12 protein-coding genes are annotated in these 12,709 nt (G+C 64.8%); 2 read left to right on the top strand and 10 right to left on the bottom strand.

Annotation, left to right across the window (positions count from 1 at the left end):
* Positions 1–6: 6 nt before the first annotated feature.
* The 7 genes from gatB to M1D74_RS05710 form a co-directional block, all read right to left on the bottom strand.
* Positions 7–1,521 carry an Asp-tRNA(Asn)/Glu-tRNA(Gln) amidotransferase subunit GatB gene (gene gatB / locus M1D74_RS05740; protein WP_309071390.1) on the bottom strand — a complete coding sequence of 505 codons (1,515 nt, stop codon included), beginning with the start codon at positions 1,519–1,521 and terminating at the stop codon, positions 7–9.
* Positions 1,522–3,021 (bottom strand): Asp-tRNA(Asn)/Glu-tRNA(Gln) amidotransferase subunit GatA, encoded by a 1,500-nt coding sequence (gene gatA / locus M1D74_RS05735; protein ID WP_458116814.1) that lies wholly within the window; start codon positions 3,019–3,021, stop codon positions 1,522–1,524.
* A 3-nt stretch (positions 3,022–3,024) separates the two neighbouring features.
* Positions 3,025–3,321: an Asp-tRNA(Asn)/Glu-tRNA(Gln) amidotransferase subunit GatC gene (gatC, locus tag M1D74_RS05730; protein WP_309071388.1), complete on the bottom strand. Its 297-nt coding sequence runs from the start codon at positions 3,319–3,321 to the stop codon at positions 3,025–3,027.
* A 90-nt stretch (positions 3,322–3,411) separates the two neighbouring features.
* Complete coding sequence (locus M1D74_RS05725; protein WP_309071387.1) at positions 3,412–3,909, bottom strand: GNAT family N-acetyltransferase; 498 nt, start codon at positions 3,907–3,909, stop codon at positions 3,412–3,414.
* 126 nt (positions 3,910–4,035) lie between these two features.
* Positions 4,036–4,530 (bottom strand): GNAT family N-acetyltransferase, encoded by a 495-nt coding sequence (locus M1D74_RS05720; protein WP_309071386.1) that lies wholly within the window; start codon positions 4,528–4,530, stop codon positions 4,036–4,038.
* Positions 4,531–4,621: 91 nt separating this feature from the next.
* Positions 4,622–5,077, bottom strand: a complete 456-nt coding sequence (locus M1D74_RS05715) for a DUF2087 domain-containing protein (RefSeq protein WP_309123919.1) — start codon at positions 5,075–5,077, stop codon at positions 4,622–4,624.
* 94 nt (positions 5,078–5,171) lie between these two features.
* Positions 5,172–6,638 (bottom strand): CitMHS family transporter, encoded by a 1,467-nt coding sequence (locus M1D74_RS05710; RefSeq protein ID WP_309123918.1) that lies wholly within the window; start codon positions 6,636–6,638, stop codon positions 5,172–5,174.
* 191 nt (positions 6,639–6,829) lie between these two features.
* Between M1D74_RS05710 and M1D74_RS05705 the strand changes: the two genes are divergently transcribed.
* Together M1D74_RS05705 and M1D74_RS05700 are read left to right on the top strand one after the other, a co-directional pair.
* The gene (locus M1D74_RS05705) at positions 6,830–8,560 is read left to right on the top strand and encodes a sensor histidine kinase (RefSeq protein ID WP_309071383.1); all 1,731 of its coding nucleotides are present in this window, start codon (positions 6,830–6,832) and stop codon (positions 8,558–8,560) included.
* Positions 8,550–9,212 (top strand): response regulator, encoded by a 663-nt coding sequence (locus tag M1D74_RS05700; RefSeq protein WP_309071382.1) that lies wholly within the window; start codon positions 8,550–8,552, stop codon positions 9,210–9,212. Before M1D74_RS05705 ends, M1D74_RS05700 begins: the two co-directional genes overlap by 11 nt.
* A 40-nt stretch (positions 9,213–9,252) precedes the next feature.
* Here the strand turns inward: M1D74_RS05700 and M1D74_RS05695 are convergent, their stop codons facing one another.
* The 3 genes from M1D74_RS05695 to M1D74_RS05685 form a co-directional block, all read right to left on the bottom strand.
* On the bottom strand, positions 9,253–10,092 hold the full coding sequence (locus tag M1D74_RS05695) for an inositol monophosphatase family protein (RefSeq protein ID WP_309071381.1): 840 nt from the start codon (positions 10,090–10,092) through the stop codon (positions 9,253–9,255).
* Positions 10,089–12,245 carry an NAD-dependent DNA ligase LigA gene (gene ligA / locus M1D74_RS05690; RefSeq protein ID WP_458117146.1) on the bottom strand — a complete coding sequence of 719 codons (2,157 nt, stop codon included), beginning with the start codon at positions 12,243–12,245 and terminating at the stop codon, positions 10,089–10,091. The genes M1D74_RS05695 and ligA overlap by 4 nt, the downstream gene beginning before the upstream one ends.
* A 153-nt stretch (positions 12,246–12,398) precedes the next feature.
* Positions 12,399–12,668: a WXG100 family type VII secretion target gene (locus M1D74_RS05685; RefSeq protein WP_026544706.1), complete on the bottom strand. Its 270-nt coding sequence runs from the start codon at positions 12,666–12,668 to the stop codon at positions 12,399–12,401.
* Positions 12,669–12,709: the final 41 nt, after the last annotated feature.

The following is a 12,709-nucleotide window of genomic DNA, read 5'->3' as shown; positions in this document are numbered from 1 at the left end:
GGTTGGCTACCCTTCGACTCCGAGTCGCTCCAGAATCAGCTGGCGGACCCGGCCGGCGTCTGCCTGGCCGCGGGTTGCCTTCATGACCCCGCCGACGATAGCGCCGACCGCCTGCAGCTTTCCGCCGCGGATCTTATCCGCAACATCGGGCTGGGCGGCGAGGGCGCCGTCGATCGCTTCGAGGAGGGCGCCGTCGTCGGACACAACTTCGAGGCCCCTCTGGGCCACCACTTCGGTGGGCGTACCCTCGCCGGCGAGCACGCCGTCGAGCACTTCACGGGAGAGCTTGTCGTTGATCTTGCCGGAGTCGATGAGACCCTGAAGTTCCACGATCAGGGCCGGAGTGACGCCCAGCTCAGCGGGCTCGAGGTCGGCGACCTTGGCACGGCGGGAGATCTCGCCCATCCACCACTTGCGGGCGGTCGCGGGCTTCACGCCTGCAGCGACGGTCTCCTCGATGGAGTCCATGACGCCGGCGTTGACCACGTCGCGGAATTCGGCGTCGGAGTAGCCCCAGTCAGCCTGCAGGCGCTTGCGGCGTGCGGCGGGCGGTTCGGGGAGTTCGCTGCGGAGTTTCTCGATCCACGCGTCGTCGGTCACCACGGGCACCAGGTCCGGCTCCGGGAAGTAGCGGTAGTCGTCGGCGTCGGACTTGGGACGTCCCGCCGTCGTCGACCGGGTGTCCTCGTGCCAGTGGCGCGTTTCCTGCGTGATGGTGCCGCCGGCGTCGAGCACTGCGGCGTGGCGCTGGATCTCGTACCGGACAGCGTGCTCGACGGCGCGAAGCGAGTTCACGTTCTTCGTCTCGGTCCGCGTACCGAACTTCTCCTGGCCCTTGGGCTTCAGTGACACGTTGGCGTCGCAGCGGACGTTCCCGCGTTCCATGCGGGCATCCGATACGCCGAGGTTCTTGACGATCTCGCGGATGGCGGCGACGTAGGCCTTCGCGAGCTCGGGAGCACGCTCACCGGCACCGACGATGGGCTTCGTCACGATCTCGACGAGGGGAACCCCGGCGCGGTTGTAGTCGACGAGTGAGAACTCGGCACCCTGGATTCGGCCGGTGGAGCCGCCCATGTGGGTGAGCTTGCCGGCGTCCTCCTCCATGTGCGCCCGTTCGATCTCGATCGTGAAGACAGTGCCGTCGGCGAGCTCGATGTCGATGGAGCCGTCGTAGGCGATCGGTTCGTCATACTGCGAGGTCTGGAAGTTCTTCGGGGTGTCCGGGTAGAAGTAGTTCTTCCGGGCGAAGTGGCATCGCTCGGCGATCTTGCAGTTCAGCGCGAGGCCGATCTTGATCGAGGACTCGACCGCCACGCGGTTGATGACCGGAAGCACGCCGGGCAGGCCCAGGTCCACCGGAGTGACGTTGGTGTTCGGGGTGTCACCGAACGCGTTCGGTGCGCTGGAGAACATCTTGGTGCGGGTGTTGAGCTCAACGTGCACCTCGAATCCGAGTACCGGATCGAACTTCTCCATGGCCTCTTCGAAGGACAGGATTTCGGCGGTTTCAGCAGTCATTTACTTCACTCCAGCGATCTCTGGTGCCTGTGCCAGCAGGGGTCCGCCCCAGGTGTTTTCGAGCAGGGTCTCCAGTGCCGCGCCCGCCCGGTAGAGCCGGGCGTCCTGACGTGCGGGGGCCAGGAACTGGATCCCGACGGGCAGTCCGTCCGAGAGTCCACCCGGAACCGAGATGCCGGGAACTCCCGCCATGTTCGCCGGGATGGTCGCGACGTCATTGAGGTACATGGCCAGCGGATCGTCCAGCTTCTCCCCCAGCTTGAATGCCGTGGTGGGAGCCGTCGGTGAGATGAGCACGTCCGCCTGGGTGAACGCCGCGTCGAAGTCGCGCTGGATGAGGGTGCGCACCTTCTGTGCCGAGCCATAGTAGGCGTCGTAGTAGCCGGCGCTGAGCGCGTAGGTGCCGAGGATGATGCGGCGCTTGACCTCGTCACCGAAGCCGGCGGCGCGGGTGGCGCCCATGACGCGCTCAATGGTGGGAGCGCCGTCGGGCACGACGCGCAGTCCGAAGCGCACGCCGTCGTACTTTGCGAGGTTGCTCGATGCCTCCGAAGGCATGATCAGGTAGTAGGCACCCAATGCGTACTTAAAGTTGGGACAGGAGACCTCAACGACGTCGGCACCGGCCTGACGCAGCAGGTCCAGGGCTTCGTTGAAACGTGCCTGGACACCCTCCTGGTAGCCCTCCCCCTGGAGTTCCTTGATGACGCCGATGCGCATGCCCTTGACGTCGGCGTTGCGGGCAGCTTCAACGAGGGCGCCGACCGGGTCGGTCAGCGAGGTGGAGTCGTGGGGATCGTGTCCGCCGATGACCTCGTGCAGCATGGCCGAGTCAAGGACCGTGCGGGTTACGGGACCAATCTGGTCGAGGGACGACGCCATGGCGATGGCACCATACCGGGAGACGCCGCCGTACGTCGGCTTGACGCCTACTGTTCCGGTGACTGCTCCGGGTTGGCGGATGGAACCACCGGTGTCGGTACCCAGGGCGAGGGGTGCCTCGAAGGCCGCGACAGCCGCGGCCGATCCGCCGCCGGATCCTCCCGGAATTCGGTCAAGGTCCCAGGGGTTGCGGGTCGGTCCGTAGGCCGAGTGTTCCGTGGAGGAGCCCATGGCGAACTCGTCAAGGTTGGTCTTGCCGAGGATCGGCATCTTGGCGTCGCGGAGGCGCCGGACCACCGTGGCGTCGTACGGGCTGTGCCAGCCTTCGAGAATTTTGGACCCTGCTGTGGTGGGCTGGCCCTTGGTCACGATCAGGTCCTTGACGGCGATCGGCACGCCGGCGAGCGGGTGCATTGCGTCGCCGAGCGAACGCTCTTTGTCCACCTCGGAAGCGACGCGCAGTGCTTCGTCGGTGTTGACGTGGAGGAAGGCGTTGATGGCCGGATCGACCTCGCCGATGCGGTCAAGGTGTGCCTGGACAGTTTCGACTGCCGAGATCTCGCGGGAAGTGAGCTTCTCCGCGAGTTGGGCAGCGCTGAGCCTGGTGAGATCGGACATCGTTTACTCCTCGTCCAGGATTGCGGGGACCTTGAAGCGGCCGTCCGCGTTGTCGGGGGCACCGCTCAGAGCCTCGTCGTTGCTGAGGGTTTCGCCAATGACGTCATCCCGGTAGACGTTGCTCAGCGGGATGGGGTGGCTGGTCGCCGGAACGTCGTCGCCGGCCGCTTCGCTGACCGCCTTGACGGAATCGACGATGACGGCCAGTTCACCGGCCATCCGGTCCAACTCCTCGGCGCTCATGTCGATGTGTGCGAGCCGGGCAAGATGCGCGACGTCCTCACGGGTGATCTCGGGCATGTTTCTCCAGGATCTTGAATGGCTTGGGGTTTCGGGTTCTAGTCTATGCGCGCTTCAGTCCGTCACCGGACTGCGAAGGGGGCACCTCGATCACAGCTCCAGTCGGAAGACCCACAGCTCGATGTCCTCACCCGGTACCCACCAGTCGCGGCTGGGCACCCTCTCGAAACCGAGCGACTCGTACAGTCGATGCGCACGCACCATGTCCGTGCCGCTCGTCAGGCTGACTGCCTCTACGCCGTCGACGGTGCGGGCGTAGTCAATGATCCACTCGACCATCCGGCGCCCGTAGCCTCCTCGCTGGACGGCCGGGTCGACGGCGAGCATACGGAACTCCAATTCACCGGCGATGGCAATATCCGTGTAGCGCTGACCCTCGAAAGTGATCGCAAACGACCCGATCACGACGCCGTCATCCTCGCCCACCCAGACCTCGGCGTGCTCAGCCCGGTGCTCGACGTCGGCGAGCACCTGCACATAGGGGTGGTCGGCCGCGTCGAAGTAGCCGGCGTGAAGGTAGGCGTCGCGGGTGATCCGGCGGACGTCGTCGTAATCGTTCTCCGTTACACGACGGATGGTGAGGGTCATTGGTTATGCCTTGTTCTGGGAGGGCGCCGAAATGCGCCTATCCATTGTGCCCTGTCCCGAGCCGAAGTACGGCTTGCGCACATGACGAACCCACAGAGGGTTGGAACCAGCGCCCTGCTGACGCCGTCAGAGGGCGAGCTTGTACACGTGCAGAGAGAAGGAGTCAGACAGCACGAAGTCGCGGGACGGCATGCGGACGAAGTTCATCTCCTCGTACAGCTTGTGCTGTCCGTCCATTTGCGGCGCGATAGTCAGGACCACACCTGACAGATCCGGGTCCCGGCGTGCACGGTCGATGACCTCACGGACCAGCGCATGCCCGATTCCCTTGTGCTGCTGGTCCGGGGCAACAGCCAGCATACGGAACTCGAGTTCACCGTCGTGGGCGACGTCACTGAAGTCACCGCCCGCCCTGGTCATGAACACGGAGCCGACAATTGCTCCGTCCGATTCCGCTACCAGCAGCGAGGCGCCCGCATAGCCCCGGTTCTCGATAGCACCGAGGATGTGGTTGTAGGCGTAGTCGTCGTCGATGTATCCGGCATCCGCGTAGGCGGCCACGGTGATGCGCCTGATCTCGGCGTAATCGTTCTCGCCGGCCTGCCTGACCGTAATGTCCATGAATGACTCCTCCGGGGTAGGACACCGATGATCCGAGTGTGGCAGATCAGCCGTGCGACTGTGACCGGACCAATGCAACGATCAGGTTAAGTTAGGCGACCTCTGAACGCCGGTACCCGGTTCCGTCCGCATTCCGTACAAGGTACCCGTAATCGACCAGCGCGCGCCTCAGCGTAGGGATATCGCGCGTAACAGTGGCGATCAGCAGGTTGACCTGCGGCTCGGTCAGCTCCTGCCCGCCCGGAAACAGGCGATCGGCCAGGTGCTCGAGCACTGACAGCCGGTCGGCATGCCCCGCCGGAAGTCCGTCCAGGCGTCCTTCACGAAAGAACCTGTCGACGCCCTGCGGCCGCGGGGCTGATGCGGCTGCCAGGAGCTCCTTGAACAGGGCGTCATTGACCGAACCGTCGGCATCAAGCAGTCCTGACTCGATGAGCTTTGCTCGCTCCTTTGGCTGCACTTCAGGATCCTCTCCCAGCACCGCGTGGGCGTATGCCTCACGCAGCCTTGTGGAGGCCAGTGTCGAAAACACTTTCTGCCAACTCATGGTCATACCCGGGATCTGATGCGGGGACAGGTTATGCCGTGCTGCCATCCAGCGTGCGGCAGCACCGCAGCCACAGCAGCACGGCAGCTACAGGTTAGCCGATTCCAATCGCTCCGGTCAGCATGCCTATTCCCAGCATCAGCAGCGACACAACGGCGCTGCGCCACAGAACCTTCTTGTGGTGGTCCCCCAGATCAACCTTGGCCAGCGACACGAGGAGGAGGATCGCTGGGACGAGGGGGCTCTGCATGTGGAAGGGCTGCCCGGTAATAGAAGCGCGTGCCATTTCAGCGGCACTGATCCCGTAGTGACCTGCGGTCTCGCTGAGAACTGGCAGTACACCGAAGTAAAAGGCGTCGTTGCTCATGAAAAACGTCATGGGGATGCTGAGGACGCCGGTGATGACTGCCAGGAAGGGGCCCATGCTGGACGGGATGATCTGCACCAGCCAGGCGGACATTGCCTCGACCATGCCGGTACCCGTCAGGACGCCGGTCAGGACCGCGGCCGCCATGACCATGCTGACTACTGCAACGACCGACGGCGCGTGGGCAACAAGTTGCGCGCTCTGGTCCTTGACGTGGGGAAAGTTCACCAACAGAGCAATCGCGGAGCCCACCATGAAGACGTACGGCAGGGGTACAAGGTCGGCGATGAGCATGCCCATTACGGCGACGGTGAGCGCAAGGTTGAACCACTGCAGCTTCGGACGGAGGGTACTGCGGTTCGGGTCCAGGGAGGTGCCCGCCAGAGCGTTATCGCGGTCATCCGCTACAGGCTCGGTACCTTCCAGTACAGCGACGGAAGAACCACCGACGGCGGGAGCCGCTCCCCCGGGGTTGGTTCCCGGACGTCCGCGGCCCGCGTACGAACCGCCGACACCGGAACGGCCGGCGGGGGCACCGCCGTCGAACGTGTCAGGCGCTCCCCAGAGCTCGGGCTGCGTGGCGCGGAGACGGTTGCGCTCCTGGATGCCGAGCATCCAGGCGAAGGCAAGAACCAGGGCGATGCCACCAAGGAGGGAGGGCAGCATCGGAACGAAGACATCGTTGACGTCGATGTTGAGTGCGGTGGCTGCCCGGGCGGTCGGTCCACCCCAGGGCACGATGTTCATCGTGCCGTTGGCGAGGCCGGCCACACAGGTCAGCACCACAGGGCTCATCTTCAGCCGAAGGTAGATCGGCAGCATAGCGGCCGTGGTGAGGATAAAGGTCGTGGAGCCGTCACCGTCAAGAGATACTGCGGCAGCGAGGAGCGCGGTACCGAGGACCACTTTGGCGGGATCATTGCCCAGTTTCCGAAGGATGAAGCGAACCAGCGGGTCAAAGAGGCCGACGTCGATCATCAAACCGAAATAGATGATGGCGAACATCAACAGGGCTGCTGTTGAGGTCATCGACTTCATCGATTCCATGACCATCTCGCCGATGCCAAGGCCTGCACCTGCGAAAAGACCGAAAATTGTGGGGACGATGATCAGCGCCAGCACCGGCGACAACTTCTTCGTCATGATCAGCACCATGAACACCGCGATCATCGCGAATCCAAGTATTACCAGCACGGCCGGCTCCTTCTGTGTGAACAGCGGCACAGCAATGTGACGCGTGATACAGACTGTAGGGTGACCGCCGTCACGGCAGTGCCTTTGATGGAATTGATTGACATACTGCTTGTTGCGAGCATTTTGCTCATTGTGCTCACCCACCGAAGGGCGCCACGTCCGATCGCCCGCCACCCACTTCAAGGAGGACCGTGCCGCGTCCCAGCCCGCGCCCCGCGCTGCGGTTCTCCACGCAGACACTCCTGCTGCAGCTGGCGGTGGTATTGCTCGTGGTCCTGCTCAGCGCCGCCGTCCACGCCTGGCTGACTTATGAGCGGGCGGGCGACGAGGCGGAGGCCCAGGCGCTAACCCTTGCCAGGACGGTGGCGTCGGATCCGTCCGTCAGGGCGGACGTGCTGGCCATCAGCCGACAGGAGGGGACCCCTCCGGCCGCCCAGCTGGCCGCCGGCCCCCTGATGGCCACCGCGGAAGCAGCCCGTACACGGACCGGAGCGTTGTTCGTGGTCATCACCGACGACACCGGGCTTCGCCTCGCCCATCCCGATCCGGCGCGGCTCGGGGAGCAAGTCAGTACCGATCCCACCGAGGCCCTGGCAGGGCGCGAGGTCACCACCCGCAACACAGGCACACTGGGGCCTTCCGCCGGAGCCAAAGTTCCTGTCTACGCCCCCGACAGCTCAGCCGTGGTTGGAGAGGTCAGCGTCGGCTACTCCATGGAGACCGTGAGCCAGAGCGTAGCCCAGGACGTGGGACCAGTTGCCCTGACTGCCGCCGGCGCCCTGTTGGCCGGCGTGCTTGGCTCCTTCCTGCTGCGTCGGCGACTGCGCCGACTCACCCTGGGTCTGGAACCCGAGGAGATCAGCACCCTGGTCCATGACCAGGTGGCTGTGCTTCAGGGTGTGGACGAGGGCGTGATCGGTGTTTCCGCGGACGGGAGAATCAGCGTCTTCAACGCAGCAGCACAGCGGCTACTGGGGCAGGAGGACCTGGCAGGAACGCGGTGGGAGGACGCGCCCGTCCCGGATCAGCTCAAGGCCCTGACAGAACCGGGCGCCGGTTCCGCTTCCCCTTCCGCTGTCGAGCTTGTAGCCGGTGAGCGCGTACTGGTCGCCAGCGCCCGCAAGGCCCTTCATCGGCGGGAGGACCTGGGATGGGTGCTCATGCTGCGGGACCGCACGGAGCTGCAGCAACTTACCCGGCAGCTGGACGCGGTGGGAACCATGTCCACTGCGTTGCGCGCCCAGCGGCACGAGTTCGCCAACCAGCTCCACACCATCGCCGGGTTCATGAGCATCGGTCAGCACCAGCAGGCCCGCGAGTACCTGGCGCGGTTGGCAGCGACGGGGCCCCTGAAGTTCCCGGTAGACCAGGCCGAACTTCTTCAGGACCCATATCTGCAGGCCTTCGTGGGCGCAAAAGGGGTTGAGGCCGACGAGCGCGGCGTTGCCTTGCGCATTGGGCCGGAAACACTGGTCCGAGGGCAGGTCACAGCTGCGCAGGACGTCACAACGGTTCTAGGCAACCTGATTGACAACGCCGTCAATGCCGCTGTGGCCGGAACAGGAACCCCCCGCTGGGTTGAGGTGGAAGTGATGGATGAACCGGGCGACGACGGCGGGACACTTCATGTGGTGGTTGCCGACTCGGGAGACGGGCTGGCGCCGGGAACCGACACCGAGGCAATCTTTGCCGAAGGCTTCACTACAGTTTCCGGCCCCGTCCGTGCCGGCGGCGGCCAGGGGTTCGGGCTTGCGCTGGTGCGCCAGCTGGCACGGCGCCGCGGCGGGGACGTCCGGTTGCTTGAGCCCGGTACGCCCGGCGGGCCGGGAGCGGTCTTTATGGCTTCCCTGCCCGGCACGACCGCGGCGGCGAAGGATTCACGGGGGAACGATGGAGCAGGAAAGGACGATCATGGCCGATGACTTCCGTGTGCTGATAGTCGATGACGACTTCCACGTGGCCAAACTGCACGCCGCGTACGTGGATTCGGTGGCCGGGTTCCTGGCGCTGGCCCCGGTGGGAACAGCATCGCTGGCGCTGCAGTCGGTCCACAGCCTCCGTCCGGACCTGGTGCTGCTTGACGTCTACCTGCCCGATGCCTCCGGACTCGACCTACTCCAGCAGCTGGACGTGGACACCGTGATTCTGAGCGCAGCCTCCGACCCTGCCTCCGTCAGCGCCGCCTTCCGCCGCGGCGCGCTCGGCTACCTCTTGAAGCCGTTCACTGCCGAATCCCTCTCACAGCAGCTGCGGTCGTACGCCAGGTACCGCCGCCTTCTGTCTCAGCCGGGGGCACTGGACCAGGATGCCGTGGAACGCGCCAAGCGATCGCTGATCCCGGGCGACGTCACTCCGTCGTCTAAACCCCGATCAGCCACGGAGGCAGCGGTCCTGGATTCCTTCGTTCCCGACGAGCAGTACTCCGCCGCGGAGGTCGCCAACCGGGTAGGCGTATCGCGGGCCACCGCGCAGCGGTATCTGTCCTCGCTGGCGGACGACGGCGCGGTGGAAATCCAGCTGCGCTACGGGACGACGGGCAGGCCGGAGCACCGCTACAGCCTGCCGCCTGCATGACCTGCATGACCTGCATGACCTGCAGTCGAAGGATCCTCGGTCAGTAAGCGGCGGACCGCGCCTCGAGCTCCGCGGCACGCTCTACTATGGCCTGCGAACCAGCCGCAGTGAACGCCGAGAACCGTTCGTGCTCATCCGGTCCGCCATCCAGTGCCGACGTCAGGACGGGACGGCGAACGACGGCCCCGGCCTCCTCCGCGATGAGCGCAGCGGCCGCCCAGTCGTGTTCATTCAGTCCACGCTCGATGTAGGCGTCCAGCGTTCCATCGGCGACCATGCAGAGGTCAAGGGCCGCCGACCCGATCCTCCTCAGGTCCCCGTGGCCCGCGACGAGTTCGCCGAGCTCCCCGAGTTGGTGCGTCCGTTGCCCGGGGTGGTAGCTGAACCCACTACCCACGATGGCGCCTGCGCGTCCTGCAACAGGTCCGTGCAACTCGCGCACCTGTCCGCGTTCCCGCACCCAGGCGCCCTGGCCCTTCGAGGCCCAGTAGACCCGGTCCAGCGCCGGCGCGTGAACCACGCCGGCCAGCCACTCTCCCCCGCTGTCAACCGCCGCTACCGACGTGGCGTAGTAAACAATGTTGCGGATGAAATTGGTAGTGCCGTCCAGCGGGTCGACGGACCACCGGATCCCGGACGCCTGGCCTTCCGGAACCGTGGTTCCGAACTCCTCGCCCGTAATCGCATCATGCGGTCGGGAACGCCAGATCACATCACGGACGGCCCGTTCGGCAGCGGTGTCAAAAGCGGTGACCCAGTCACTGTCAGAACTCTTGTTCTCGGCTTCAAGGACGCCGTTACCGCGCCTCTGCAGCACCTGGGCACCGGCTTCAGCGGCTTGCAGCGCGACGTGAAGCAGTTCGGCAGGGCTGGCGCTCATACGGTTCCTTCCTCCAGGAGCCTTCGGAAACCGTCTTCATCGAGAATGGTCAGCCCCAGCTGCTCTGCCTTGTCCAATTTGGTCCCGGCATTTTCCCCGGCCACGACGTAGCTGGTGTTCTTCGATACCGAACCGGATGCCTTGCCCCCGCGCTGGATGATTGCTTCCTTCGCTTCGTCACGGCTGAACCCCTCCAGCGACCCGGTGACGACGACGGTGAGCCCCTCCAGCGTGCGGGGCATGGACTCGTCCACCTCGTCGGCCATCCGGACCCCGTCCTCAGCCCATCGATCGACGATCTCGCAGTGCCAGTCTTCAGCGAACCATTCCTTCAGTGCTGCGGCGATGGTGGGTCCAACGCCGTCGACGTTGGCGAGTTCTTCCTCGCTGGCACTGCGGATCCTCTCCATCGATCCGAATGCGGTGGCCAGAGCCCGTGAAGCCGTCGGCCCCACATGGCGGATGGACAACGCAACCAGTACACGCCACAGCGGCTGGGACTTGGCCTTCTCCAGTTCCACAAAAAGCTTTCGTGTGGTGGCCGTGGGTTCGGAGGGTTTCTTGGCGCTGCCCCTCGTGTAGAAGTACGGCACCAGCTCCTGGCCGTTCACAACGCCCTTGACCTTCTTGTCACGGACTATCCGCACATCGGCGAGCTTCTCAGGAGTCAGTCGGAAGAGGTCGGCTTCGGTGGTCAACGGAGGCACGGCAGGTTCGGCAGGCTGGGTGAGTGCAATGGCCGCTTCCCAACCGAGTGCCTCGATGTCGAACGCACCCCTGCCGGCGACGTGGAACACGCGCTCCCGCAGCTGCGACGGGCAGGATTTGGCATTGGGACACCGAATGTCGACGTCGCCCTCTTTCGCAGGCGCCAGCGGCGTGCCGCAGGACGGGCACACCGTTGGCATCACGAATTCGTAGGGCGGCGGATCCTGTTGGGCCCGCAGCGCAACTACAGGGCCGACAATCTCAGGGATGACGTCACCGGCTTTGCGCAGCACGACGATGTCACCGATGAGGACTCCCTTGGCCTTTACAACCTCCTGGTTGTGCAGCGTGGCCATCTCCACTGTGGAACCGGCCACCTTGACCGGAGTCATCAGCCCGAATGGTGTGACGCGTCCGGTACGCCCGACATTGACGCGGATGTCCAGGAGCTTGGTGTTCACTTCCTCGGGCGGGTACTTGTACGCCACAGCCCATCGTGGCACGCGCGAGGTGTGGCCGAGCGCGCGCTGGAGCGCGAAGCTGTCCACCTTGACCACAATGCCGTCGATCTCATGCAACAGGTCATGCCGGTGCTCGCCGTAGTGCTCAATGAAGTCGAGAACCTCCTCATAGGATCCGAACACCTTGAAGTAGGGCGACACGGGCAGCCCCCACTGCTCAAGCAGGCGATACGTCTCGGACTGACTTTCGGATTCCAGCCCCTCACGGGCACCGATGCCGTGCACATACATGTCCAGCGGCCGCTGGGCCGTGAGCGCGGGATCCTTCTGCCGGAGTGAACCCGCTGCAGCGTTGCGGGGATTGGCGAAGGGGGCCTTGCCTGCCTCGACCATGGACTCGTTGAGCTGGGCGAATTCCTTCGAGGGGAAGAACACCTCGCCGCGGATTTCGACCTCCGCAGGATGGTTGGATCCGTTGAGCTTGCGCGGGATGGTCTTGATGGTGAGCACGTTGTGCGTGATGTCCTCGCCCGTTGCGCCATCCCCCCGGGTGGCCGCCCGCACCAGCTCACCGTTGCGGTAGAGAAGGTTGACGGCGAGTCCGTCGATCTTCAGCTCGGTGAGCCAGGAGACCGTGCTGCCCGGACGTTGGGACTGGATGCCTGCTTCCGCCCGCCGGACCCATGTCTCCAGCTCCTGGGTGGAGAAAACATCCTCCAGGCTGTACATGCGCTGCAGGTGCTGAACCGGCGCGAAGGCTGCGGACACATCGCCGCCGACTTCCTGGGTGGGCGAATCATTCGAGATCAGTTCCGGGTGTTCGGCCTCGATCTGTTCGAGCCTGCGAAAAAGCACGTCGAACTCGGCGTCCGAGATAACCGGTGCGTTTTCGTTGTAGTACGCAAAGCGGTGGCGCCTCACCTCCTCCACGAGCCGGGCGTACTCCTCCTTGAGCGAGTCTGCCGGCACCTCATCGGCGGGCAGCTCAACCTCGGAACGTTCTTCGGACTGCTCATCGGCGTGTTGGTTCACTGTGGCCACGGTTCCTATCTTGCCCCAGACCACGGACAGTTGCGGGCGTTAATGAGGGAACGGCCCGCAGCCGAAGCTGCGGACCGTTCTGCCGTACCGGGAAACTTACGCGTTCGAGGTGGCTTCCTGATCCTGGCGGTTGCGCTGTACGGTCGCGCTGACTTCCTGCAGCTGTGCTGCAATCTGGGTCAGCTGCGCGCGGTGGGTTTCCCACTCGCCGCGGAAGCGCTCGGAGTCCGGGCCGACCCAGGCGGTGTTGCCGAGCTGCTGGGTCAGCTGGTTGGCGGTCTGGTTCAGTTCTTCGGACTTCTGGGTAAGCAGCTGTGCCAGCTGTCCCATCTGCTCCGGGTTATTACCGTGTGTAACGTTGCTCATTGTCCCCACCTTTCGTTGTGGCGGTCCGGCATTTCCGGAAC

This window comes from Arthrobacter sp. D2-10 (assembly GCF_054161285.1).
This window is presented reverse-complemented; position numbering and strand designations above follow the sequence as displayed.